22 protein-coding genes and 1 tRNA gene are annotated in these 24,479 nt (G+C 70.2%); 14 read left to right on the top strand and 9 right to left on the bottom strand.

Annotated elements, in window-relative coordinates; translation table 11 throughout:
* Nucleotides 1-110: 110 nt before the first annotated feature.
* The gene (locus AC3IF1_RS20020; RefSeq protein ID WP_489219041.1) at nt 111-959 is read left to right on the top strand and encodes a metal-dependent phosphohydrolase; all 849 of its coding nucleotides are present in this window, start codon (nt 111-113) and stop codon (nt 957-959) included.
* 198 nt (nt 960-1,157) lie between these two features.
* On the opposite strand, the gene AC3IF1_RS20025 is transcribed toward AC3IF1_RS20020, so the two are convergent.
* From AC3IF1_RS20025 to AC3IF1_RS20040, 4 genes are all read right to left on the bottom strand, one after another.
* A tRNA-Ser gene (locus tag AC3IF1_RS20025) sits at nt 1,158-1,247 on the bottom strand.
* A gap of 133 nt (nt 1,248-1,380) precedes the next feature.
* Complete coding sequence (gene glgX, locus AC3IF1_RS20030) at nt 1,381-3,648, bottom strand: glycogen debranching protein GlgX (protein WP_489219042.1); 2,268 nt, start codon at nt 3,646-3,648, stop codon at nt 1,381-1,383.
* A gap of 183 nt (nt 3,649-3,831) precedes the next feature.
* Nucleotides 3,832-4,542 (bottom strand): NUDIX hydrolase, encoded by a 711-nt coding sequence (locus AC3IF1_RS20035; RefSeq protein WP_489219043.1) that lies wholly within the window; start codon nt 4,540-4,542, stop codon nt 3,832-3,834.
* On the bottom strand, nt 4,535-5,419 hold the full coding sequence (locus AC3IF1_RS20040) for a PhzF family phenazine biosynthesis protein (RefSeq protein ID WP_489219044.1): 885 nt from the start codon (nt 5,417-5,419) through the stop codon (nt 4,535-4,537). The genes AC3IF1_RS20035 and AC3IF1_RS20040 overlap by 8 nt, the downstream gene beginning before the upstream one ends.
* A gap of 153 nt (nt 5,420-5,572) precedes the next feature.
* Between AC3IF1_RS20040 and AC3IF1_RS20045 the strand changes: the two genes are divergently transcribed.
* Nucleotides 5,573-6,052 carry an OsmC family protein gene (locus AC3IF1_RS20045; protein WP_489219045.1) on the top strand — a complete coding sequence of 160 codons (480 nt, stop codon included), beginning with the start codon at nt 5,573-5,575 and terminating at the stop codon, nt 6,050-6,052.
* A gap of 25 nt (nt 6,053-6,077) precedes the next feature.
* Here the strand turns inward: AC3IF1_RS20045 and pdxY are convergent, their stop codons facing one another.
* A complete protein-coding gene (gene pdxY, locus AC3IF1_RS20050) occupies nt 6,078-6,926 on the bottom strand; it encodes a pyridoxal kinase PdxY (RefSeq protein ID WP_489219046.1) in 849 nt (282 codons plus the stop codon).
* A 376-nt stretch (nt 6,927-7,302) separates the two neighbouring features.
* Between pdxY and AC3IF1_RS20055 the strand changes: the two genes are divergently transcribed.
* The 5 genes from AC3IF1_RS20055 to AC3IF1_RS20075 all read left to right on the top strand — a co-directional run bounded on the left by AC3IF1_RS20055 (nt 7,303) and on the right by AC3IF1_RS20075 (nt 12,835).
* The gene (locus tag AC3IF1_RS20055; protein WP_489219047.1) at nt 7,303-8,682 is read left to right on the top strand and encodes an HD-GYP domain-containing protein; all 1,380 of its coding nucleotides are present in this window, start codon (nt 7,303-7,305) and stop codon (nt 8,680-8,682) included.
* Between the two features lie 499 nt (nt 8,683-9,181).
* The gene (locus tag AC3IF1_RS20060) at nt 9,182-9,703 is read left to right on the top strand and encodes a DedA family protein (protein WP_489219048.1); all 522 of its coding nucleotides are present in this window, start codon (nt 9,182-9,184) and stop codon (nt 9,701-9,703) included.
* Between the two features lie 33 nt (nt 9,704-9,736).
* Nucleotides 9,737-10,516, top strand: coding sequence for a cobalamin-binding protein (locus tag AC3IF1_RS20065; protein ID WP_489219050.1), 780 nt, complete (start codon nt 9,737-9,739; stop codon nt 10,514-10,516).
* A gap of 86 nt (nt 10,517-10,602) precedes the next feature.
* Nucleotides 10,603-11,115, top strand: a complete 513-nt coding sequence (locus tag AC3IF1_RS20070; protein ID WP_243973658.1) for an MmcB family DNA repair protein — start codon at nt 10,603-10,605, stop codon at nt 11,113-11,115.
* Nucleotides 11,116-11,260: 145 nt separating this feature from the next.
* On the top strand, nt 11,261-12,835 hold the full coding sequence (locus tag AC3IF1_RS20075) for a Na+/H+ antiporter (RefSeq protein ID WP_489219051.1): 1,575 nt from the start codon (nt 11,261-11,263) through the stop codon (nt 12,833-12,835).
* Between the two features lie 17 nt (nt 12,836-12,852).
* Here the strand turns inward: AC3IF1_RS20075 and AC3IF1_RS20080 are convergent, their stop codons facing one another.
* Together AC3IF1_RS20080 and AC3IF1_RS20085 are read right to left on the bottom strand one after the other, a co-directional pair.
* Nucleotides 12,853-13,125 carry a hypothetical protein gene (locus AC3IF1_RS20080; RefSeq protein WP_243973656.1) on the bottom strand — a complete coding sequence of 91 codons (273 nt, stop codon included), beginning with the start codon at nt 13,123-13,125 and terminating at the stop codon, nt 12,853-12,855.
* A 149-nt stretch (nt 13,126-13,274) separates the two neighbouring features.
* Nucleotides 13,275-13,733, bottom strand: coding sequence for a GNAT family N-acetyltransferase (locus tag AC3IF1_RS20085; RefSeq protein ID WP_489219052.1), 459 nt, complete (start codon nt 13,731-13,733; stop codon nt 13,275-13,277).
* Nucleotides 13,734-13,879: 146 nt separating this feature from the next.
* Between AC3IF1_RS20085 and AC3IF1_RS20090 the strand changes: the two genes are divergently transcribed.
* The 3 genes from AC3IF1_RS20090 to glyS all read left to right on the top strand — a co-directional run bounded on the left by AC3IF1_RS20090 (nt 13,880) and on the right by glyS (nt 17,630).
* Nucleotides 13,880-14,788, top strand: a complete 909-nt coding sequence (locus AC3IF1_RS20090; RefSeq protein WP_243973654.1) for a glycine--tRNA ligase subunit alpha — start codon at nt 13,880-13,882, stop codon at nt 14,786-14,788.
* Between the two features lie 207 nt (nt 14,789-14,995).
* Nucleotides 14,996-15,439 carry a DUF3828 domain-containing protein gene (locus tag AC3IF1_RS20095; protein ID WP_243973653.1) on the top strand — a complete coding sequence of 148 codons (444 nt, stop codon included), beginning with the start codon at nt 14,996-14,998 and terminating at the stop codon, nt 15,437-15,439.
* 100 nt (nt 15,440-15,539) lie between these two features.
* Nucleotides 15,540-17,630: a glycine--tRNA ligase subunit beta gene (glyS, locus tag AC3IF1_RS20100; RefSeq protein WP_489220423.1), complete on the top strand. Its 2,091-nt coding sequence runs from the start codon at nt 15,540-15,542 to the stop codon at nt 17,628-17,630.
* 199 nt (nt 17,631-17,829) lie between these two features.
* Here the strand turns inward: glyS and otnC are convergent, their stop codons facing one another.
* Complete coding sequence (otnC, locus tag AC3IF1_RS20105; protein ID WP_489219053.1) at nt 17,830-18,501, bottom strand: 3-oxo-tetronate 4-phosphate decarboxylase; 672 nt, start codon at nt 18,499-18,501, stop codon at nt 17,830-17,832.
* Entirely contained in the window at nt 18,498-19,505 is a 1,008-nt protein-coding gene (locus tag AC3IF1_RS20110; RefSeq protein ID WP_489219054.1) for a LacI family DNA-binding transcriptional regulator, read from the bottom strand. Before AC3IF1_RS20110 ends, otnC begins: the two co-directional genes overlap by 4 nt.
* Before the next feature lie 352 nt (nt 19,506-19,857).
* Between AC3IF1_RS20110 and AC3IF1_RS20115 the strand changes: the two genes are divergently transcribed.
* The 4 genes from AC3IF1_RS20115 to otnK all read left to right on the top strand — a co-directional run bounded on the left by AC3IF1_RS20115 (nt 19,858) and on the right by otnK (nt 24,463).
* Nucleotides 19,858-21,180, top strand: a complete 1,323-nt coding sequence (locus AC3IF1_RS20115; protein WP_489219055.1) for an MFS transporter — start codon at nt 19,858-19,860, stop codon at nt 21,178-21,180.
* A 231-nt stretch (nt 21,181-21,411) separates the two neighbouring features.
* Nucleotides 21,412-22,380, top strand: coding sequence for an L-threonate dehydrogenase (gene ltnD, locus AC3IF1_RS20120; protein ID WP_279598100.1), 969 nt, complete (start codon nt 21,412-21,414; stop codon nt 22,378-22,380).
* 29 nt (nt 22,381-22,409) lie between these two features.
* Nucleotides 22,410-23,192 (top strand): 2-oxo-tetronate isomerase, encoded by a 783-nt coding sequence (otnI, locus tag AC3IF1_RS20125; RefSeq protein WP_489219056.1) that lies wholly within the window; start codon nt 22,410-22,412, stop codon nt 23,190-23,192.
* Nucleotides 23,189-24,463 carry a 3-oxo-tetronate kinase gene (gene otnK / locus AC3IF1_RS20130; protein WP_243972349.1) on the top strand — a complete coding sequence of 425 codons (1,275 nt, stop codon included), beginning with the start codon at nt 23,189-23,191 and terminating at the stop codon, nt 24,461-24,463. The genes otnI and otnK overlap by 4 nt, the downstream gene beginning before the upstream one ends.
* Nucleotides 24,464-24,479: the final 16 nt, after the last annotated feature.

Genomic DNA, 24,479 nt, shown 5'->3' on the forward strand with positions numbered 1-24,479 from the left:
ACATTTTGGGGGGCGCTTTGCTCAATATGGGCCGCCGCTCACTTGATGTCATGATGCTGATCGACACAGCAGGCCGTGTGGGCGTCGGCTCGATTTGCGAGAGACCAGTCATGTTCGACGTGACGAAGATGCTGGCCGACGCGCTGGGCGAGCACCTCGCGCTCACCTACCAGCGCACCTTCGGTAGTCGTGAACCACGTTTCGCCGAGGTGATCGAGGCGTCGGCACGTCTGACCATCGAGCGCATCGTCGGCAGCGATGCGCTCTACCACGACGGCGACCACACCGCCCTTGTCACCCTCGTGGCGCAGGACATCCTGCGCGGCCGGTTCCTCGACAAGGGCATCACGCCGGAGGATTGGCTGCACATGATCCTGGCCGCCCTGTACCACGACATCGGCTACGTGCGCGGTGTCTGCTCAGGTGACCGGGCGAACGCCTTCGTCATCGACGCGCAGGGCACGACCATCGGTCTGCCGCGGGGTGCCTCGGACGCGGCGCTGGCGCCCTACCACATCGAACGCTCGAAGCTGGCGGTGCAGGAGCGCTTCGGCACGAATGACCTCGTCGATGCGCAGCGCGTGATACGCGCCATCGAGTTGACCCGCTTCCCCGTGCCCGCGGACGACGAGCACCGGGAGACTGGGACCGAAGCCGGCTTGATGCGGGCTGCGGACTTGATCGGGCAACTCGGCGATCCGCTCTACCCCCGTAAATTGAATGCGCTGTTCTACGAGTTCGCTGAAGTCGGCCTCGCTGACCAGCTTGGCTACGCCGGCCCGGCTGACCTCGCGGAGCGGTACCCGGCATTCTTCTGGGGCAAGATCGAACCAGTCATTGGGGACGCGATTCGCTTTCTCGATCTCACAGTCGAGGGACGAAGCTGGGTGGCCAACCTGTACAGTCACGTGTTCGCCATCGAGCATGACCGCCGCCGCATGGGTCCCTACCCAGGCTGAGCCGCAAAACTGAGCCTGAATGATAACAGCCGTGTTGAGAACGAGAAGCGAGTTTTACCCTCCCGCGCGAGGCCGCATCGTCCATTTGTGTCCGGTAAGAGCCGGTACAAGCCGTTATAAAATGTGGGACGAAACGTGGGTTGAGTACCTCAACTATTTCGATTTTACATGTAACAACAGCTACTTGAGCCACTGAAGTGGCGGAGGGAGCGGGATTCGAACCCGCGATACGGTTTCCCGTATACACACTTTCCAGGCGTGCGCCTTCAACCACTCGGCCACCCCTCCAGCCGCGAACCGGGCGTCCGGGCGCGCCCGCAGGGCGCCGGACGCGGCCTGGGCCGCGCGGTGCCGTGCTGTTAGCCGGGTGCGCCGCCGCGCGCAAGGCGCGGACGGCGTGAAAACCGCCCGGCCTTGGGTCTCAGGCCTCGTCGTCGAGGTGGAAGCGGACATGCTCCACGTTCGCCCGCTCGAAGGCCTGCATCACGTGCTGGTACGAGCGCTCCATGGCGTCGTCGCCGCTGCCGGGGCTGTCCTCGGGCTTGAGCACGAACATCAGCAGCGAGCGCCCGGTCACCGCGTAGCCGGTGCCGAACCGGAAGCTCTCCACGTCCTGGCTGTCGGGCAGGTTCGTGTCGAGGAGCCGCGTCCAGGCCACCCCGCCCACCGATTCCGGCAGCGTGAAGGTCACGAGGTCGTGGTGGGCGTTGAACATGATCAGCAGGGTCGCGTCGCCGCCCCGGCGGTGCAGGCCGGTGGCCTGGGCGCGGCCGTCGAGCTGGACCGCGAAGGCGCGGGCGCCCCCGTCGGTCCAGTTCTCGGGGGTCATCTCGCTCCCGTCCGGGCGCAGCCACGCCACGTCCTTGACGCCGAACTCCTCGTCGTACCGGCCCGTGAGGAACCGCCCGCGGCTCAGGATCGGCAGGGCGTTGCGCAGGATGATCAGGCGCTGGGCGAACTCGGCCAGATCCCGCTCCTCTTCGCCGATCGCCGCCCAGTCGAGCCAGGAGACCTCGTTGTCCTGGCAATAGGCGTTGTTGTTGCCGTTCTGGGTCCGGGCGAACTCGTCACCGGCGAGCAGCATCGGCGTCCCCCGGGACAGGAACAGGGTCGCCAGCATGTTGCGCATCTGGCGCAGCCGCACCGCCCGGATCGCCGGATCGTCGGTCGGGCCCTCGGCGCCGTAATTGTACGAGAGATTGTGGGAATGGCCGTCGCGATTGCCCTCGCCGTTCGCCTCGTTGTGCTTCTCGTTGTAGGCCACCGTGTCGTGCAGGGTGAAGCCGTCATGGGCGGTGAGGAAGTTCACCGAGGCCCAGGGCTTGCGCCCGCGCTTGTTGAACTTGTCGGCCGAGCCTGCGAGGCGCGCCGCGAGATCCGGCAGCAGCCCGCCGTCCCCCTTCCAGTAGGCACGGACATCGTCGCGGAACCGGTCGTTCCACTCGGCCCATCCGGGCGGGAAGCCGCCGACCTGATAGCCGCCGGGGCCGCAATCCCACGGCTCGGCGATCAGCTTGACGCCGTTGAGCACCGGGTCCTGCCGGCAGGTGTCGAGGAAGCCGCCGCCCTCGTCGAAGCCGTAGGGCTCGCGGCCGAGGATCGTGGCGAGGTCGAACCGGAAGCCGTCGACCCGCATCTCGGTCGCCCAGTAGCGCAGGGAATCGGTGACGAGTTGCAGCACCCGCGGATGCGACAGGTTGAAGGTGTTCCCGGTGCCGGTATCGTTGATGTAATAGCGCGGCTCGTTGGGCAGCAGCCGGTAGTAGGAGGCGTTGTCGACCCCCTTGAAGGACAGGGTCGGGCCCTTCTCGTTGCCCTCGGCGGTGTGGTTGTAGACCACGTCGAGGATCACCTCGAGGCCGGCGCCGTGGAAGCGCGAGACCATCTCCTTGAATTCGGAGAAGGCGAAGTCCGGCACCGCCGCGTAGCGCCTGGCGGGGGTGAAGAACGAGATCGTGTTGTAGCCCCAGTAATTCACCAGTCCCTTCTCCTGCAGGTAATCGTCCTGCACGAAGGAATGGACCGGCAGCAGCTCCACCGAGGTGACACCGAGGCTCTTGATATAGTCGAGCACGTCCCGTGTGCCGAGGCCGGCATAGGTGCCGCGCAACTTTTCCGGCACCCGCGGGTCGAGCTTGGTCATGCCCTTGACGTGGGTCTCGTAGAAGATCGTCTTCTCCCACGGCACGTTCGGCTTGCGGTGCCGGCCCCAGGTGAAGGCCGGATCGATCACCCGGGAGCGGCGGTTGAACGGCGCGCTGTCGCGCTCGTCGAAGGTCAGGTCGTCGCCCGTCTCCATCTGGTAGCCGAACAGGGCCGGGTTCCAGGTGATCGAGCCGACGAGCCCCTTGGCGTAGGGGTCGATCAGCAGCTTGTTGGGGTTGAACCGGTGGCCGGCCTTCGGCTCGTAGGGGCCGTGGACCCGGTAGCCGTAGATCGTGCCCGGGCGGGCATCGGGCAGGTAGCCGTGCCAGATCTCGTCGGTGTATTCGGGCAACTCGATCCGCTCGATCTCGCGCTCGCCGGCATCGTCGAACAGGCAGAGCTCGACCTTGGTGGCGTGGGCCGAGAACAGGGCGAAGTTGACGCCGAGCCCGTCCCAGGTGGCGCCGAGCGGATAGGGTTGGCCTTCCTCGATGCGCGTGCGGGTCGCGCGGGCCTGTGAAGCAGGACGTCGGGAATCGAACATGGACACTCCGGAACGCGACCCGCACGGCCACGTGCCGCTGCGGGGAGCGTCCAGTGAACGTGCCGGCAACTGCGAAGCTCCCGCGATGCCGCAAAAATCCCTGCCGGCGTCGTCCCGTGGGGGCCATGCCGCTACGCGAGGCGAGACCGTTGTCATCGGAGCGGGCGCGGCGCGCGGACGGCCTCAGGCCCGCTTCGGCAGGGCCTGCGCCAGATAGGCCCGCACGAAGCCCGGCATGCGGGCCGGGTCGATCTCCGCGGCGCTCCGCATGACGGCGATCCCGGCGAGTTCCGGCTCGGCCTCGCTCCGGAGGTGGTCCGTGATGCGCGCCGCGATCACCGCGGCCGGCTCCGGGAAGCGCACGGGGCGTAGGAAGGCGAGCTGGTCCTCGCCTTCGAGGAGGATCCACGCCGTCTCGGCCGCCTCCGGCAGTTCGAGGCCGGTCTCCTCGGCGAGTTCCCGGGCGGCGCTGCCGGCGAGGTCGACCGCCGTCCCGCGCACGTCGTCCGGGTCCGGGGTGCCGCAGGGGAAGTAGAGCTGGCCGGCATTGGCCGTGTGGGCGCCCATCGCGCCGAGGAGGACGGCGCCGTCCGCCGTCCAGGGGACGATCGCCGCGAAGGCGTTGCGCACCTGCGGATCGGCGTGCCGGACATGCCGATAGTAGGTGAAGATGGAATAGCGCGTCGCGAACAGGTCGAGCTGGGCGACCCCGTCGACGATGGCGTGGGCGCAGCACAGGAGGACGGTGCCGTCGAACAGGCCGGGGCTGCGGGCGATCCGGGCCTGCCAATGCGCCGCGATGGCGGCTTCGTGCGCCCGCGGGAAGGCCCAGGCGTGATCCACGAACCGCGCCGTCACGTCGGTGAGGCGCGTGCTGCGAAAACCCTCAGACATGCAGCGTGCCGTCCGAGACGATCACCGCGGCGCCGCCGATCTCCACCGCGCGCAGGGCGCCCGACGCGAGGGTGAGCTGGAGTGCGATCGCGCTCGGTCGGCCCATAACCTCGCCCTGGCGGATCGCCACGTCGTGGGTGCCGTCCCCCATCGCCTCAAACTGCATCAGCACCCCCGCGAAGGCGGCCGCCGCCGCGCCGGTGGCGGGATCCTCCGGGACGCCGAGATCCGGCGCGAACATCCGCACCCGCCAGCTCGCGCCCGTGCCCTCCGGGTCCGGGGCGTAGAGGTAGAGCCCGTCCCCCGGCTCCGGCGCCTGGGCCGGCCGCGCGGCGTCGAGGGCCGCCACCGAGCCGACGGGCACGCAGGTGAAGCGGGGGCCGACCCCGTGGCGGCTCGGCGCGTGCCGGCCCGCGCCGATATCCCGGGGCTCCAGGCCGAGGAGCGGCGCCAGCAGGGCGGGCTCGGGGCCCGGACCGAGATAGTCTGGCAGGACCGGGAGCCTGAACCGCGCCCGTCCGCCGCTGCCATCCGCCAGGGTCTCGACCACGCAGGGCACGACCCCGATCTCCTCCTCCAGGCCGAAGGCCCGGGCATCGCCCCGCGCGGGATCCTGGAGCGCGAGCAGCACCGCGGTGCCCACCGTCGGATGACCGGCGAAGGGCAGCTCCCGGCCGGGGGTGAAGATGCGCAGGCGCGCCCGGTGCCGGGCCTGCGTCGGCGGCAGCACAAACACCGTCTCGGACAGGTTGAACTCCCGGGCGATGGCCTGCATGGCGGCCGCGTCGAGGCCCTCCGCGTCGAGCACCACGGCGAGCGGGTTGCCGGCGAGCCTCTGCGCGGTGAACACGTCGAGGGTGACGAAGCGGCGCGCCATCGTGTCGGACCTTCCGTGTCGCGCGGGCCCGGCGGCGGGACGGCCGCGATTCGAGGGCGGGGCGCGCCTTTGGTACACGGTGCGGCGCGCCGTATCGACCCGGCCCGGAGGCCTGGACGGCGGGCGGACCGAATCTGTCGCGGGGGGGGATCCATGGGTGAGACGCTGCACCGCTACACCGTCACGGTGACCTGGACGGGCAATACCGGGACGGGGACCGGCACGTCTGGCGGCTATGCCCGCGCCCACACCCTGTCGGCGCCGGGCAAGCCGCCTATCGCCGGCTCGTCCGATCCGGCCTTCCGGGGCGATCCCGGCCGCTGGAACCCCGAGGAGCTGCTGGTGGCCTCGCTCGCCGCCTGCCACAAGCTCTGGTATCTCGGCCTGTGCGCGCAGGCCGGGATCGTCGTCACCGCCTACGAGGACGCCGCCGAGGGCCGCATGACCGAAGAGGCGGGCGGCACCGGCCAGTTCACCGCGGTCATCCTGCGCCCCCGCGTGACCATCGCGGCGGGTTCGGACCCCGACGCGGCCCTGGCGCTGCACCGGCGCGCGCACGCCCTGTGCTTCATCGCCCGCTCGGTGAACTTTTCCGTGGCCCACGAGCCGACGATCGTGCGCGAGGGGACGTGAGGGCGGATGCGCGCGGTCCCGCGCCTCACACCGCCTCGACCGAGAACACCGCGCTCGGATTCACATATTCCTCCTGCGCGGCCACCGTCAGGATCTCCCGGGACCCCGCCTCGGCGGTGCGCCTGAGCAGGCCGTAGACCGAGGCCGCCGCCGCGCCGAGCGCCGTGGCGGCCGAGCCGGTGCGGGCGTAGTGGACCAGGAATAGGGCCGCGATGCAGTCCCCGGCGCCGTTCACCGCGATGGCGAGCCGCGGGGTGCGGACCCGGAACACCCGGCCCTCCGCCCCGGCCAGCAGGTCGATGCTTTCGGCTGGCGTATCGGCACACAGAGCCGAGGTGACCAGCACCACCCGCGGCCCCCGGGCCTGGAGCGCCGCGATGGCGGCGGCGGCCTCCGGCAGGGTGCGGCTCGGCAGGCCGGTGAGCAGGTCGAGCTCGAACTGGTTGGGGGTGAGGATGTCGGCCACCGGCACGGCGCGCTCGCGCAGGAACGCCTCGATCCCCGGCCGCACGTAGACGCCCTCCGCGACGTCGCCGATCACCGGGTCGCAGCAATAGAGCGCTTGGCGGTTGGCGGCCCGGACGGCGGCCACCGCCTCCAGGATCGCCTCCCCGATCGCGGCCGAGCCCATATAGCCCGACAGCACCGCGTCGCAGGTGGGAAACACCCCGCGCTCGCCGATGCCCCGCACCACCTCGCGGATCGCCTCCGCCTCGAAGACCGCGCCGCGCCACGCCCCGTAGCCGGTGTGGTTGGAGAACTGCACCGTGTGGACCGGCCAGACCTCGACCCCGAGCCGCTGCATCGCGAACACCGCCGACGCGTTGCCGACATGCCCGTAGGCGACGTGGGACTGGATCGACAGGACGTTCAACGCGGGTGATTCCCGGTGCCGTGGGGGTGCCGAAGCTGTCGGCGATCCGGGGCGCGGGTGCAAGCGCGGGGGTGCGATGGGCGTGGGGTGGTTTGGCCTCGGTGGTTGGTGACCGTCTCCGATGGTCTGCGACGCGCGGTTCGGCGGCTTTCTGCCCCGGGGCGGCCGGAGCGTCGAGGCGGGCCTCCTCAGTGCCGCTGCCCTACGGCCCTGCCCCGAAGGCACCGCGGTCGTTTGGCCCGGCTGCGATCCGAGTGCGGCTCGTGCGTGCCGTACCGGCTGCGCATTCGTCATCCGGCTCGGACGAAACGGCAACGCTTTTATTAGACTTTGAGAATAATACTACTGCTGAACAGGTCTAGAGTTGGCTACAGCGATGCAGATCGTGGCGGGCGGTAAAGCGGAAGACAAGACGGTTGCGCTCTCCGAAATCCTCGGCGCCCTGAGCCACGCCCTCGACCTGACGGAAGGTCAGCCCGTGGGTCATTGTGTCCGCGCGACGTGGATCGGCTTCCAAATCGGCCGGAAGCTTGATCTACCTGAGTCGAAGCTCTGGGAGCTCTATCACACGATCATATTGAAGGATCTCGGCTGCTCAAGTAACGCCGCGCGCATTTGCGAGCTCTATCTATCCGATGATCTCAGTTTCAAGCGTGATTTCAAGACAGTGAGCGATAGCCTTCCGAAGGTGCTCGGCTTTGTCTTCTCGCATACGGGCCTGAAGGCCGGTTTGGCCGAACGCTTCCGTGCGGTGCTCAATATCTTGCAGAACGGCGGCTCGATCGTCGACGACCTCATCCAAACCCGCTGTCAGCGCGGTGCCGAGATCGCCCGGCAATTGCGGTTCCCCGCGAGCGTCTGCGAAGCCATCCACGCGCTGGATGAGCATTGGAACGGCGCGGGCCGGCCGGACCATCTCGCAGGCCCTGCAATCCCGCTCTACGCACGCGTGGCGCTGCTGGCTCAGGTCGTGGACGTCTTCCACACGACGGCCGGCCCCGCGGCCGCGATCGCCGAGGTGCGGGCACGCTCGGGGACATGGTTCGATCCTCAGGTTGTGGCCTGCTTCGAGGCCGTCGCGGCCGAGCCCGGCTTCTGGGAAACCCTGGCCTCGGACGAGGTCGAGGCGGCGGTGCTGGCCCTGGCGCCGCACAGTTCGATCGTCGTGGACGAGGACTACCTCGACGATATCGCCCGTGCCTTCGCCCAGATCATCGATGCCAAAAGCCCGTTCACCTCCGGCCACTCGGAGCGGGTCGCGGTCTACGCCGACATGATCGCGGCCGAGCTCGGTTATACGTCGGAACGCCGCCGCTGGCTGAAGCGGGCGGCGCTCCTGCACGATGTCGGCAAACTCGGGGTCTCGAACGCGATCCTCGACAAGAACGGCAAGCTGGACGAGGCGGAGTGGCGGGACATGCGCAATCACGCGTCCCTGTCCGAAACCATCCTGACCCGGGTGGCGGCGTTCCACGAGATGGCCCTTGTCGGCGGCGGCCATCATGAACGGCTGGATGGCAAGGGTTATCCGCGCGGGCTTGCAGGGGATGCGATCGCACCCGAGACCCGGATCGTCTCGGTGGCGGACGTGTTGGACGCGCTGACCGCCGACCGTCCCTACCGGGCGGCTATGCCGCTGCAGAAGGCGCTCGGCATCATGCGCGCGGATCTCGGTACGGCGTTCGACCCGGCCTGCTTCGCGGCGCTCGAGCGGGCGCTCGCCGCGATCGAAGGGGATCTGGCTCGGGCGGCCTGAGCCCCGGCGCGCCGCGGCGATCCCTCCGGACAGATCCTCGATCCGCCGCTTCAGGATGCGGACCTGCTCGGGCGAGGGGGGCGCCTGACCGCCCTTCGCGTAGGCCAGCAGCAGGTAGACGGCGCGATCCACGAGACGGTACGCGAGCACGCGGTCGCCGCCGCGCTTTCCCCGCCCGGCGAGGGGAACCCGAACCTTGCCGATACCGCCGGTCCCGGGAATCAGATCGCCGGCCTGCGGATTGGCCGACAGGTGGTCGACCACCGCATCGCGCTCCGCCTCATCCATCACGCGCTCCGCAGAACGCAGATAGATCTCGGTCTCGACCCCGGTATGGAGCGGCCTCTCCATACCGGGAAGAATAAGCCGATGGCGAAGGTCCGCCCATGGCGGCGCTTCTCACTTGCGCCTCCAGGCAAGCCTAAACCCCGAAAAACCCTTGTCCCCCGCCCGTCCCCACCTCAGATGCGTCCGGTCGCCCCGCCGCCCCCCGAGCCCGATGGACATCGAAGCCCTGCGCACCGCGACCCTCGCCTTCGTCGAGGCTCACAAGGTCTGGACGCCGCTGATCGCCGGGGGGCTCGCCTTCTGCGAGTCGATCGCGGTGCTGTCGCTGTTCGTGCCGGCCACCGTGATCCTGATCGGCATCGGCGCCCTGGTCGGTGGCGCCGATCTCGCGTTCTGGCCGGTGGTGCTCGGGGCCGCCTGCGGGGCCGCCCTGGGGGATTGGGTCTCCTACGAGGCCGGGCGCTGGTTCGGGCCGGGGGCGAAGACCAAATGGCCCCTGCGGCGCTATCCCGACCTCACCGCGAAGGCCGAGGCCTTCATCGGGCGCTGGGGCATCGCCGCGGTGGCCCTGGGGCGTTTCTTCGGGCCGGCCCGGGCGCTGGTGCCGCTGCTCGCCGGCATCCTCGGGCTGTCGCGGCTGCCGTTCCAGGCGGCCAACGTCGCCTCGGCGCTGGTCTGGGCCTTCGTGCTGCTCGCCCCCGGGGCCGGGCTGCTCGCGTGGCTCGACCAGTGACTCGGCTCAACCGATGACCCGGCGCGCCCGCTGATGCGCCGCTTCCCGCCGGAGCGGATCGTCTGCCTCACCGAGGAGACGGTCGAGACCCTGTACCTGCTGGGGCAGGAGGACCGGATCGTCGGCGTGTCGGGCTACGCGGTGCGGCCGCCCCGGGTCCGGCGGGAGAAGCCCCGGGTCTCGGCCTTCACCAGCGCCGACATCCCGAAGATCCTGGCGCTGGCGCCGGACCTCGTCCTGGCCTTCTCCGATCTCCAGGCCGAGATCGTGGCCGACCTCGCCCGGGCGGGCATCGCGGTCCACCTGTTCAACCAGCGCGACGTGGCCGGATGCCTCGCCATGGTGCGCACCCTCGGCGCGCTGGTGGGGGTCCCGGAGCGGGCCGAGGTCCTGGCGGCGGGGTTCGCGGCGCGGCTGGCGGAGGCCGAAGCGGCGGTGCGGCACCGCCCGCCGGTGCGCGTCTACTTCGAGGAATGGGACGCGCCGATGATCTCCGGGATCGGCTGGGTCTCCGACCTGATCGGCTATGCCGGCGGCCGGGATGTCTTCCCGGCGCTGAGCCGGCAGCCCGCCGCCCGGGACCGGATCGTCACGCCCGAGCAGGTGGTCGCGGCCGCGCCCGAGGTGATCCTGGCCTCCTGGTGCGGCAAGAAGGTCAATATCGACCGGATCCGGTCGCGCCCGGGCTGGGCGGCGATCCCGGCGGTGCGCGACGGGCGCATCCACGAGATCAAGGCGCCGCTGATCCTGCAGCCGGGTCCGGCCGCTCTGACCGACGGATTCGACGCGATCCGGGCCTGCCTGGGCGGCTGAGGCCGGGGCGCTGCCGCGCCGCAGGTGACGGATGGCGTCCGGATCGGCAGGATGTCCCGATTCGGCACAGACACACGCCCCGATCGATGTCCGCTTCCCTGAGCCTGCCCGATTCCGCCGCCCCGGCCGTGGAGGCGCTGCTGCCGCCGGACCGGCGCCAGTCGCCCACCGCCCTGCGCATCCAGCGCGGGGTGCGCCGGCTGTTCTCCGAGATGGGCTGCGTCACCCTGCCGGAATTCTCCCTCGTCAACGGCCGCCGGGCCGATGTGATCGCGCTCTGCGGCGCGGGCCGGCTGACCATCGTGGAGATCAAGTCGAGCGTGGCGGATTTCCGCGCCGACCGGAAATGGCCGGATTACCGCGACTTCTGCGACCGCTTCTTCTTCGCGATCCCCGAGGACGTGCCGGAATCCCTGATCCCGGAGGCATGCGGCCTGATCGTCGCCGACGGCTACGGCGCCGGGATCCTCCGGGAGGCCCCGGAGCACCCGCTGAGCGGCGCCCGGCGCAAGGCGGTGACCCTGCGCTTCGCCCACAGCGCCGCGCGCATCCTCCACGCCCTGGCCGATCCGGGTGCGGTGCGCGAGGGCGCGCTCTGAGAGGGGTTTCCAAAGGGCTTGAGCCCTTCGGCGGGGTTCGGGGGCGGAGCCTTCGAGATTTGCAGGGCTTTGCCGTGGACCCGCAAAAGGCCTCGGACCTCTTGAAACCCTGACGTTTCTCGGAAGACCGCGCTATGGCCGATCGATGACGCCCGTCGCCCTGTTCGAAGTGATCCTCGCGCTGCTCGGGGCGGCCCTGCTGGTGTCGCTGGCCGCCGGGCGGCTCGGGTTCCCGCCGGCCGCCGCCCTGGTGCTGGGCGGCATGGCACTCGCGGTGGTGCCGGGCCTGCCGGCCTTCGACCTCGATCCGGACCTGATCATGGTCCTGTTCCTGCCGCCGCTCCTGCTCGCATCGGCCTATTTCACCGTCTGGCGCGATTTCCGCGCGAGCCTCGGCCCGATCCTGTCCCTGTCCCTCGGCGCGGTCCTGTTCACGACCCTGGCGGTCGGGCTCGTCGCCCACGCGGTGGCGCCGGCCCTGCCCTGGGCCGCCTGCTTCGCGCTGGGCGCCATCGTCTCGCCGCCGGATGCCGTGGCCGCCAAGGCGGTGCTCGCTCGCGTCGCCCTGCCCCGCCGGATGATCACGGTCCTGGAGGGCGAGAGCCTCGTCAACGACGCCTCCGGCCTCGTGCTCTACCGCTTCGCCGTGGCGTCCGCTCTGACCGGAAGCTTCAGCGCCTCGGCGGCCGTCGGCAGCTTCGCCTGGCTGGCGGTGGCCGGCGTCGCGATCGGGCTCGCCTGCGGGATGGCGGTGAACGCCGTCACGGTGCTGAGCTTCCTCGCCGCCTACATCGCCTACCTGCTGGCCGAGGAGGTCCACGCCTCCGGAGTGCTCGCCGTGGTGGCCTGCGGCCTGATGATGGGCGGACGCGAGCACGAGACCTTCGACGCCCAGGCCCGCCGCCACGCCGTGGCGGTGTGGGAATTCGTCGTCTTCGTGCTGGAGGCGCTGGTCTTTGTGCTGATCGGGCTGGCGCTCCGCGGCGTGCTGGCGCGGACCGGCGGCGAACTCGGATCGCTCTCGGCCGGGCTGCCGCTGGCGCTCGCCGTCACGGCGGCGTGCGTGGTCGCCCGCCTGCTCTGGGTCTTTCCCGCCGTCTACCTGCGGCGGATCCTCTCGGCCCGGGTGCGGGCGCAGGAACCCGCACCGAGGCCGGCGGTGCCGCTGATCGTCGGCTGGGCCGGCATGCGCGGGGTGGTGACCCTGGCGGCGGCCCTGGCGCTGCCGGTCGACTTCCCCGGCCGCGACGCGATCCTGGTGGCGGCCTTCGCGGTGATCCTGTTCACCGTGCTCGTGCAGGGGACGACCCTGGGGCCGCTGATCCGTCGGCTCGGCCTCGACCCCGCGGCGCAGCTGCCCGACGGGCAACTCGATGCGCCCATGGCCCGGGTGGTGGTGCACGAGGCGGGGCTCGTCGCCCTGGAGGGATTGGTGCGTCCCGAGACCGGGGGCCTGCAGCACCCGCGCCTCGTCGAGGAGTACCGCCGCCGGGTCCGGGCCGCGTCCCGGGACCGCGACGAGCGCGCGGCGCTCCAAGCCGAGAAGACCGAGCACTTCGCCGCCGCGCTGCTCGCGGTGCGGTCCGGCCGGTCGGCCCTGATCGGCCTGCACCGCGAGAACCGGATCCACAGTTCGGTGCTGCGGCAGCTCGAGACGGAACTCGACCTGGAGGAGCTCCACCTCAAGCGCCTGGCCGGCACCGCGCCGGCCCATGGTTAGTTCGGGGCGCGGGGCCGTCAGTGGGCGGCGCAGCCATCGGCCGGCTGGCCGTAGCCGCTGTAGACGACCCGCACCTTGCGCAGGCAGGTCGCCTTGGGCGCCGCCGCCACCGGGGCGACCTCCACCGGCTCGACCCGCAGGGTCGCGGCGATCGGCTGATCCTCCGCGGTGGCCAGCGCGCGGCTGGCGCTCATTACGAAGGGCGTGGCGACCAGGGAGGAGATGGCGAGCGCGGCGAGGACGGCGATGTTCTTGCGGCCGAAGGTGTCGATGGTGCGAGCATTGCGCATGGCTGGTCGTCCGATGCATTCGAGTCGGCAGCGCGAAGGTGCCGAGATCCCCTGTTGGGCTGATAACTTGGCCGTCAGCTCGGCGGTTCCGGCTTATTGCCCGAAAACCGCCCGGCTTCGGTGTCCCGCCGCACCCGGGGCGTCTGAGCTTAGAAGATCTTGCGGTACTGCACGAAGCCGGATTTCTCCGCGATCCGGTCGTAGAGCTGCATCGCGTCGGTGTTGGTCGCGTGCGTCAGCCAGTGGACGCGGGCGCAGCCCGCCGCCTCGGCGACCGCGTAGACGTGGCCGATCAGCCGCCGGCCGATCCCGAGGCCCCGGGCGCCGTCGGCCACGAACAGGTCCTGCAGGTAGCAATAGTCCCCGACCGTCCAGGCCGAGCGGTGGCGGATGTGGTGGACGAGGCCCAGGGCCTCCGTCCCGCGCCAGGCCAGGGCGCCGTCCACGGGCTCGGCCGGGTCGTTGAGCCGGGCCCAGGTGGTGTCGGTGACCGCCTCCGACAGGTCGACCTTGTAGAAGGCCTGATAGCCCCGCCAGAGCGGCCCCCACGCCCCCCGGTCGCCCGGTCCGATCGGGCGAATCGCGATGCCGGCCGTGTCAGCGTCCATGATGTCCTCCGGGTTCCGTCCGGCGGGATCGGACCATCCTCCGCCCCGGATGCGCAAGCCGGGGCGCCTTGCACCCCCGCCGGCCCGCACTTAAACCGGCGCGCCAGCGGTCCGACCGGCCGCACGATCCCGAGCCGCCGACACCCATGTCCCAAAAGAAATCGTTCCAGGGGCTGATCCTGACGCTTCAGGAATTCTGGGCGGCGCAGGGCTGCGTGATCCTGCAGCCCTACGACATGGAGGTCGGCGCCGGCACGTTCCACCCGGCCACGACCCTGCGGGCGCTCGGCCCGAAGCCCTGGAAGGCGGCCTATGTCCAGCCCTCGCGCCGGCCCAAGGACGGGCGCTACGGCGAGAACCCCAACCGGCTCCAGCACTATTACCAGTTCCAGGTGATCCTGAAGCCGAACCCGCCGAACCTGCAGGAGCTCTACCTCGCCTCGCTCGCCGCCATCGGCGTCGACCAGACGCTCCACGACATCCGCTTCGTCGAGGACGACTGGGAAAGTCCGACGCTCGGCGCCTGGGGCCTCGGCTGGGAGTGCTGGTGCGACGGGATGGAGGTCAGCCAGTTCACCTATTTCCAGCAGGTGGCGGGGTTCGAATGCGCGCCGGTGGCGGGCGAGCTGACCTACGGGCTGGAGCGGCTCGCCATGTACGTGCAGGGCGTCGAGAACATCTACGATCTCGACTTCAACGGCGCCGCGGGCGCCGACCGGGTCACCTACGGCGACGTGTTCCTCCAGGCCGAGCAGGAATATTCCCGCCACAACTTCGAGGCGGCCGACACGGCGATGCTGTTCCGCCAGTTCACCGACGCGGAGGCCGCCTGCCGGTCCTATCTGGACGCGGGCGCGCCGGCCGCGGAGGGCGAGCGCCACCGCATGGCGCAGCCGGCCTACGACCAGTGCATCAAGGCGAGCCACGTCTTCAACCTGCTCGACGCCCGCGGGGTGATCTCGGTCACCGAGCGCCAGAGCTACATCCTGCGGGTGCGGGACCTGGCCAAGGCCTGCGGGGCGGCGTGGCTGAGGACGGCGGCCGGGGGGGCGTGAAGCGGACCCTCGGATTGCACTTCATGAAACGCGCTGACCTTTTCGAATCACCCAGTGGCCGCTTGGTTCCGGCTATCGAGCGTCCAACGGACCGCGGGCCCTGATCGATTCGCCCGCCGGCCCCAACGGAGCCGCTTGAGCCCTCGCGCGTTGCAACCCCCGCCAACCGGCGCGCCCCGGCGCGTCCGCAGACGCGGGAACCGTTCGATGAAAAAGTCCCTCCTCGCCCTCGGCATCCTCGGGCTCGGCCTAGCCCCGGCGCTCGCGGCCGATCCCGGCCCCGAGGCGGTGGTCAAGAAGCTCTACGCCGAGCCGCATCCGAATCATTCCGCGGTGTACTCGAAACGGCTCCAGGGCCTGTTCGACGCCGACGCCAAGCAGGCCAACGGCGCCGCCGGCAACCTCGATTTCGACTACCGCCTCAACGGCGAACCCCTGAAGCCCGACACCGTGAAGGCCCTGACCTTCAAGGAGGCCACCGAGGGCCAGGACCAGGCCAAGGTCACGGTGGAGCGCAAGGGTGGCGACGGCTCGAAATCCATCGTCTACGACCTCGTGCGCGAGGACGGGAGCTGGAAGGTGTCCGACGCCCACGCGATCGGCGACCGCAAGTGGCAGCTCTCGACCATCCTGAAGGGCGAGGCGCGCTGAGCCCCCGCCCGCGGCCCTCGACAGGCCTGCGGCGCGGCGATATGGCCGCGCCATGCCCGACCTCCTGCTCGAACTCCGCTCGGAAGAGATCCCCGCCCGCATGCAGCGGCGCGCGGCGGAGGATCTGAAGAAACGCGTCACCGACGCGCTGGTCGAGCGCGGCTTCCTCTACGAGGGCGCCAAGGCCTTCTCGACGCCGCGGCGGCTGGCGCTGCACGTGGCCGGCCTGCCCGCCCGCGGCGAGGCCGTGCGCGAGGAGCGGCGCGGCCCGCGGGTCGGCGCCCCCGAGGCGGCGATCCAGGGCTTCCTGAAGGGCGCCGGCCTGGCGCGCCTGGAGGACGCCCAGACAATCACCGATCCGAAGAAGGGCGAATTCTACCTCGCGATGATCGAGCGCCCGGGCCGTGCGACCCTGGACGTGCTGGCCGAACTCCTGCCCGAGATCATCAAGACCTTCCCCTGGCCGAAATCCATGCGCTGGGGCGCGGCCTCGGCCGAGCCGGGCGCCTTGCGCTGGGTGCGCCCCCTGCAATCGATCGTCGCGACCTTCGGCCCCGAGACCGAGACCCCGGAGGTCGTGCCGTTCACGGTGGGCGGGATCCCGGCCGGGACCGTGACCTACGGCCACCGGTTCCTGGCGCCGGAGCCGATCGAGGTGCGCCGGTTCGACGATTACATCCAGGCCCTGGAGCGGGCGAAGGTCATCCTCGATCCCGACCGGCGCAAGGACGTGATCCTGCACGACGCCCGCGACCTCGCCTTCGCCCGCGGCCTTGATCTCGTGGAGGACGAAGGCCTGCTCGAGGAGGTGTCCGGCCTCGTGGAATGGCCGGTGGTGCTGATGGGCTCGTTCGACGAGGCCTTCCTCGACATCCCCGCCGAGGCGATCCGCGCGACCATCCGGGCGAACCAGAAGTGTTTCGTGCTGCGGAAAGCGGGCTCAGAGGATCTGGCCCCGGCCTTCATCCTGGTCTCGAATCTCGTGGCCTCGGACGGCGGGCTGGCGATCACCGCCGGCAACGAGCGGGTGGTCCGCGCGCGCCTGTCGGACGCGAAGTTTTTTTGGGAGACCGACAAGGCGGTGCGCCTGGAAGATAGGCTGCCGAAGCTCGACAATATTGTGTTCCATAAAATGCTGGGGAGTCAGGGACAGCGGATCCAACGGATCGTGCAGCTTGCGAAGTATTTGGCGCCGCTTGTAGGTGCTGATGCGAAGCTTGCTGAGGATGCAGCCCGCCTCGCCAAAGCTGATCTTGTAACCGAAATGGTTGGTGAATTTCCCGAGTTGCAAGGGCTGATGGGGCGCAAGTACGCGGCGCTCCAGGGGGAACATGAGAGCGTCTGTGCTGCTATTGAGGAGCACTATAAGCCAGTCGGCCCCTCCGATCAGGTGCCGAGTGATCCAGTCTCCCTTGCAGTGGCGCTGGCTGACAAGCTTGATGTGCTTATCTGGTTTTGGGCTATAGATGAAAAACCAACCGGAAGTAAGGATCCTTTCGCTCTAAGGCGAGCCGCATTAGGGGTCATTCGATTAATTTTAGAGAATAAGATTAGGATTGATCTGGCTGAAGTATGTTTTGCACACTATGCTTCTTGGTGCGGGAAAATATCCGGTGAAAAAAACGAATATGTCATGCGTCAGCGGATATTTGATAGACCAAATGGATTGCTGGACTTTTTCGATAATCGCTTGAATGTCTATCTTCGGGATCAAGGTGTCCGTCACGATTCGATCAATGCGATTTTCGCGCTCCCGGGTCGATCTGACCTGTTGATGACAATTTATCGCATTGAAGCGCTTGGACAATTCTTAAAAACAGAGGATGGGAAGAATTTGGTCGCGGGCTATAAGCGCGCAGCCAACATCCTTTCTATCGAGGAGCGAAAGGACGATCATTCCTACGATTCCGAACCCGACGCCGCCCTCGCCGCCGCGGGCGAGCCGGCCGAGCGGGCGCTCGCCGAGGCCCTGGCCAAGGTGCGGGAGACCGCCTCGGCGGCGGTCGCCCGGGAGGATTTTGCCGGCGCCATGCAGGCGCTCTCGACGCTGCGCGCGCCGGTGGATGCCTTCTTCCAGGACGTGACCGTCAACGCCCCCGATCCGAAGCTCCGCGCGAACCGCCTGCTGCTGCTCAACGCGCTCCGCGCCGCGACGCGGGAGGTGGCGGAGTTCTCGAAGATCGAGGGGTGAGGCACGACGCGTCTCCCTCCCCCCTTTGCGGGGGAGGGTGGCCCCCGGAAGGGGGTCGGGAGAGGGGAGCGACGGTGCAGAATGGGGCTGCGCCCGTCTTGAAGGCCCGCGCCTTTTCCTGACGCCGCGCTCCCCTCTCCCGACCCCTGCTGACGCAGGGGCCACCCTCCCCCGCAGAGGGGGGAGGGAGACTCGCGCCTCATCCGTGATCGTGGTGCGCGTCGGTCTCCGGCAGGGTCAGGCCGAAATGGCTGACGAGATCGGCCACCTGCCCCGGGCTGAGCTGCCGCGGGTTGAGGTTGCGGAGTAACAAATACAGCTTGGCGGTCTCCTCCAATTCCTCCGTGGCGAAGACCGCGCCCTCCAGGCTGTCGCCGGCCACCACGGGTCCGTGATTGGCGAGCAGCACCGAACTGTACTTCCCCGCGAGCCCCCGGATCGCGTCCGCCACCGCCGGGTCGCCGGGGCGGTAATAGGGCACGAGCGCGGTGCCGCCGGTGCGCATCAGGTAGTAGGGCGTCAGCGGCGGCAGCACCTGGCGCGGGTCGATCTCCGGCAGCATCGAGACCGCCACCGCGTGGGTCGAGTGCAGGTGGACGATGGCCTTGGCGCCGCTCCGGCTCTCGTAGAGCGCGCTGTGCAGCGGGATCTCCTTGGTCGGCTTGTCGCCGGAGACCAGCCGGCCGGCGTCGTCGAGGCGCGAGATCCGCGCCGGGTCGAGGAAGCCGAGCGAGGCGTTGGTCGGCGTCACCAGCCACCCGCCGTCGGGCAGGCGCAGCGAGATGTTGCCGGACGAGCCCGGCGTCAGGCCGCGCTCGAACAGCGAGCGGCCGTAGCGGCAGATTTCCTCGCGCAACGCCGTCTCATTCATGCGGTCGCTCCCTCGATCAGCGTGAATCCGAGATCGATCTGTTTGGCACGCTCGCCCATCACGCAGGCGGCGGCCTGCCGGCCGATCTCCAGGCGCGGCGTGCGCACCGTCGACAGGGGCTGGGGCATCGCCGCCGCGAAGTCGAGCCCGTTGAAGCCGAACAGGGCGATCCGCTCCGGCACGGCCAGGCCCGCCGCCAGGCAGGCGAAGTAGCCGCCGAGCGCCATGTCGTCGTTGGAGAAGTAGACCGCGTCGAGGTCCGGGCGGCGCGCGAGCAGCGCCTCCAGCCCGGCCCGCCCGGAACCCGGCGAGGACGGCCCGGGGCGGATGTCTTTGCCACAGAGCGCCAAACCTGACTCCGCCAGGGCGTCCTCGAACCCGGCCAGCCGCTTGCCCGCGCGCAGGTCGACGGCGAGATCGTGGCCGAGATAGGCGATGCGGCGGTAGCCCCGCCCCACGAGGTGGCGGGCGCTCGCCGCCCCCACGGCCCGGTTGGAGAAGCCGACCACGGCGTCGATCCCGGCCCCGTCCGTGTCGATCATCTCGACCACCCGCAGGCCCCCGGCCCGCGCCAGGGCCACCGTCCCGGGCGTGTGCTCCAGCCCGGTGAGCAGAAGCGCCGCCGGGCGCCACGACAGGAGCGCGGCCACGAGCGCCTCCTCGCGGTCCGCATCGTAGTCGCTCACCCCGATCACGCACTGGATGCCCTCGGCATCGAGCGCCGTGGTCAGGCCGCGCAGCAGGTCGGGAAAGACCACGTTGGCGAGCGAGGGGATGACGACCCCTGCGAGCCGCGTGCTCGCCCCCGGCCCGGCGAGGCTCCCGGCCAGCCGGTTCGGCACGTAGCCGAGCCGGGCCACCGCCTCGGCCACCCGCTCGCCGGCGCGCTTGGAATAGGAGCCGTGGTTGCGCAGGACCCGCGAGACCGTGCTCTCGCCCACCCCGGCCTCCCGGGCGACGTCGGTGAGCGTCACGAGCCGCCCCGGCGGCTGAAGGTCGTCCATGGCCCCGCTTCTCCCGGCGCGATTTTTCTTGCGACGCCGGTCGCTTCTCCCACGCAAACCCCCTCATCCTGAGGTGCCCGCGTCAGCGGGCCTCGAAGGAGGGCTCCAGGGATCGCGCGGCCGGCTGGAGGGCTCCTTCGAGGCCTGCGCTGCGCTCCGGCACCTCAGGATGAGGGGGGTTGATGGGAAGACCGTCCTCGGCGCTTCGACACCCGACATAGCGGCCTGCATTATGTCGCACAACCGGATTGGCAGCGCTGCCAAAAGGAGATATGCCACCGGCCCAGCGCTGCCAACCGTGCGGCGAAGACCATCGTCCGAGGGCCCCTGCCCCGGACCCGGGAGAACGCCGATGCCGGTCCAAGCCGCTCCGCTGGGGAGTGCCGCCGCACCCAGGGACGAAAAATCCTTCGTCGACCGCACCTACGCCAGGGTGTTCTGGCGCCTCGTGCCGTTCCTGATGCTCTGCTACGTGGTGGCGTATCTCGACCGGGTGAATGTCGGCTTCGCCAAGCTCCAGATGTCCCAGGAGCTGAAGTTCTCCGAGACGGTCTACGGGCTGGGCGCCGGGATCTTCTTCCTCGGCTACTTCCTGTTCGAGGTGCCCTCGAACGTGATCCTGCACCGGGTCGGCGCCCGGGTCTGGATCGCCCGGATCATGATCACCTGGGGGATCATCTCCGGCGCGTTCGTGTTCGTGAACTCGGAATGGACCTTCTACGGGATGCGCTTCCTGCTCGGGCTCGCCGAGGCCGGGTTCTATCCGGGGGTGATCCTGTACACGACGCAGTGGTTCCCGGCCCATCGCCGGGCCAAGGTGATCGCGGTGTTCATGGCGGCGATCCCGATCTCGGGCATCTTCGGCAACCCGCTCTCGGGCCTGATCATGGACGGGTTCAACGGCGCCCACGGCCTGTCCGGCTGGCAGTGGATGTTCCTGATCGAGGCGGTGCCGGCGGTGCTGGTCGGCCTCGCGGTGTTCTTCTACCTCGACAACCGCCCCACCGAGGCCAAGTGGCTGAGCGAGGCCGAGAAGCAGGTCCTCGAACGCGACATCGCCGCCGACAACCACGGCAAGGAATCGAGCCCGCATTCCATCGCCACCGTGTTCCGCAACGGCCGGGTGTGGTTCATGAGCCTGATCTACTTCGCCTTCGTCACCGGCCAGTACGGGCTGACCTTCTGGCTGCCGACGATCGTCAAGGCGTCCGGGGTGCAGGGCAATTTCAACATCGGGCTGATCAGCGCGATCCCGTTCCTGTCCGCCGCCATCGTGATGGTCCTGCTGGGCTTGAGCGCCGACCGGATGCGCGAGCGGCGCTGGCACCTCATCGTCCCGGCCCTGCTGGGCGCCGTCGGCTTCGTGGTCTCGGCGAGCGCCGGCTCGACGACGGTCGCGGTGGCGGCGCTCTCGGTGGCGGCGGCCGGCGTGCTGACCTGCTCGCCGCTGTTCTGGTCCCTGCCCACCGCCTTCCTGAGCGGCGCAGGCGCGGCGGCCGGCATCGCGCTGATCAACTCGGTGGGGAACCTCGCGGGCTTCGCCAGCCCCTACGTGATCGGGGCCCTGCGCGACGCCACCGGCAGCACCGCCGCGGGCATGTACGCCCTCGCGGTGATGCTGGTGGTCGGCGCGGCCTGCGTGTTCGTCACGCCGGCCCGGATGGTCAACCGCTGAGGCCTTGAGCCAAGCGCGCCGGTCTCCCTCCCCCCTCCGCGGGGGAGGGTGGCCCTTGCGTCAGCAGGGGTCGGGTCGGGACGAAGTCCCGCAAGGGGGGAACCCGGGTTCAGGAAAGGGCGCAACCTTCATGAAGGCCGGCGTTCAATTCTGCACCGTCGCTCCCCTCTCCCGACCCGCTTCGCGGGCCACCCTCCCCCGCAGAGGGGGGAGGGAAAAATGCGGCTCCCGATGCACCCCACTCAGCGACGTAACGACCCCTTCCACCACTCCAGGCAGGAGCCGCTCCCGATGACCAACCCAACACACCGCGCCGCGGTGATCGGCCTGGGCTCCATGGGCTCCGGCATGGCTGGCTCGCTCCTGCGGGCGGGCTTCTCCGTCGCCGCCTGCGACGTGAACCCGGAGGCGGTGGCGCGCTTCGCCGCCGCCGGGGGACGCGCCGCCGCCAACCCGGCCGAGGCGGCCCGGGACGCCGACGTGGTGGTGAGCGTCGTCGTCAACGCCGCCCAGACCGAGGCGGTGCTGTTCGGCGCCGCCGGCGCCGCCGGCGCGATGCCCGAAGGCGCCGTGTTCGTCTCCTCCGCCACCATGGACCCGGCCGTCGCCCGGGCGCTGGCGGCCCGGCTGGAGGCCACCGGCCGGCACTACCTCGACGCCCCGATGAGCGGCGGCGCCGCCCGCGCGGCCGATGGCGGCCTCACCTTCCTGGCCTCGGGCTCGGCGGCGGCCTTCGCGAAGGCCCGGCCCGCCCTCGATGCCATGGCGGGCACGCTCTACGAGCTCGGCGACGCCGCCGGCCAGGGCGCGGCCTTCAAGATGATCAACCAGCTGCTCGCGGGCGTCCACATCGCCGCCGCCTGCGAGGCGATGAGCTTCGCCGCCAAGCAGGGCCTCGACCTCGCCCGCGTCTACGAGGTGATCACCAAGTCGGCGGGCAATTCCTGGATGTTCGAGAACCGGGTGCCCCACATCCTCGACGCCGATTACAGCCCGAAGAGCGCCGTCGACATCTTCGTGAAGGATCTCGGCATCGTGCAGGACATGGCCCGGGCCGAAAAATACCCGGTCCCGGTGGCGGCGGCGGCGCTGCAGATGTTCCTGATGGCGTCCGGTGCCGGCATGGGCCGGGACGACGATGCCTCCGTGGCGCGGCTCTACGCGCAGGTCTCGGGGGCCAAGCTGCCCGGTCAAGCGTAGCCGGATCGAGCGTAGGGAGTCCCAGAACAATGCCGCGCTTCGCCGCCAATTTGAGCCTCATGTTCAACGAGGTTCCGTTCCTCGACCGGTTCGAGGCCGCCGCCAGAGCCGGGTTCGACGCCGTCGAGTTCCTGTTCCCCTACGAGCACCCGCCGGAGGCCATCGGCGCGCGGCTCCGGGGCAACGGCCTGACCCAGGCGCTGTTCAACCTGCCGCCGGGCGATTTCGCCAAGGGTGAGCGTGGCTTGGCGGCGTTTCCCGGGCGCTTCGATGAACTGAAGGCGGGGGTCGAGACGGCTTTGCGCTATGCCGAGGCGACCGGCGTCGGCCGGCTCCACCTGATGGCGGGGCTCGCGCCGCACGACGACCCGCGCGCCGCCGAGGCCTATCGCCGGGCGGTCGCCTGGACGGCGCAGCGCCTGGCGCCAGCCGGCCTCGACCTCGTCCTGGAGCCGATCAACGGCCGGAACATGCCGGGCTACTTCCTCAACGATTTCGGCCGGGCGGCGGACCTGATCCGCGACCTGGCGCTGCCGAACCTGAAGCTCCAGTTCGACCTCTACCATTGCCAGATCCTGCACGGCGACGTGACCATGCGGCTGCGCGCGCTGATGCCGATGATCGGCCATGTCCAGGCCGCCAGCGTGCCGGACCGGCACGAGCCCGGCACCGGCGAGATGGATGATGTCTTCCTGTTCGACGAGCTGGACCGGCTCGGCTACGCCGGCTTCGTCGGCTGCGAGTACATCCCGGCCGCCGATACCGTCGCGGGCCTCGGCTGGCTCGCCGCCTACAAGGGGAACGCCCGATGAGCCTCGCCCTGGGATGCGTCGCCGACGACTACACGGGGGCCTCGGACCTCGCCAACACCCTGACCAAGGCGGGCCTGCGCACGATCCAGACCATCGGCGTGCCGGAGGCGGGCCGCGCCCTGCCCGAGGCCGATGCGGTGGTGGTGGCGCTGAAGAGCCGCTCGATCCCGGCCGACGAGGCCGTGGCGCGCTCCCGGGAGGCCGAAGCCTGGCTGCGGGCCCGGGGCGCCGCCCACGTGATGTTCAAGGTCTGCTCGACCTTCGATTCCACCGACGCGGGCAATATCGGCCCGGTGATGGATGCCCTGCGGGCTGACGCCGGCGAGGCCATCGCGCTGGTCACCCCGGCCTTCCCGGAGACGGGGCGCAGCGTCTACCAGGGCAACCTGTTCGTCGGCGCCGTGCCGCTGAACGAGAGCCCGCTGAAGGACCATCCGCTCAACCCGATGCGCGACGCCAACCTCGTGCGCGTGCTCGGGCGCCAGAGCGCGAGCCCGGTCGGCCTCGTCGACACCGCCACGGTCGCCCGGGGCGCGGAGGCCGTGGCGGCCCGCCTCGACGCGCTCGCCGCCGAGGGCAAGGGTGCCGCCATCGCGGACGCGATCTTCGACAGCGACCTCGAAGTGCTCGGCCGGGCGATCGTTCGACGCAAATTCTCCGTGGGCGCCTCGGGCCTCGGGCTCGGCCTCGCGCGGGCGCTCGCCGCCGACGGGCGCGGCACGAAGGACGCCGCCGGGGCGGCGATCGGCGAACCGGTGGGCGGAGGCGCCGCCTGCCTCGCCGGCAGTTGCTCGCAGGCGACGCTGCAGCAGGTCGCCGCCGCGGAGGCGCTGATGCCGGTGCTGCGCCTCGACCCGGCGCGGCTGCTCGCCGGCGCCGACGTGGTCGCCGAGGCCCTGGCCTTCGCGGAGCAGCGCCTCGCCGCCGGCCCGGTTCTGATCGCCTCCTCGGCGCCCCCCGAGGCGGTGCGCGCCCTCCAGGCCCGGCACGGGGTCGACGCCGCCGGCCACGCCATCGAGGCGGCTCTGGCCGCCATCGCCGAGGGGCTGGTCGCCCGGGGGGTGCGCCGGCTCGTGGTGGCCGGGGGTGAGACCTCCGGCGCGGTGGTCGACCGGCTCGGCCTCAGCGCCTTCCTGCTCGGCCCCGAGATCGCCGCGGGTGTCCCCGTCCTGCGCAGTGCCGGACGGCCCGAGCCGATGCTGCTCGCCCTGAAATCCGGCAATTTCGGCGGCCCGGATTTCTTCGGACGCGCCCTCGACATGATGGCGTGAAGCCTCACACTGTGAC

It is taken from the genome of Methylobacterium sp. E-012 (assembly GCF_057836545.1).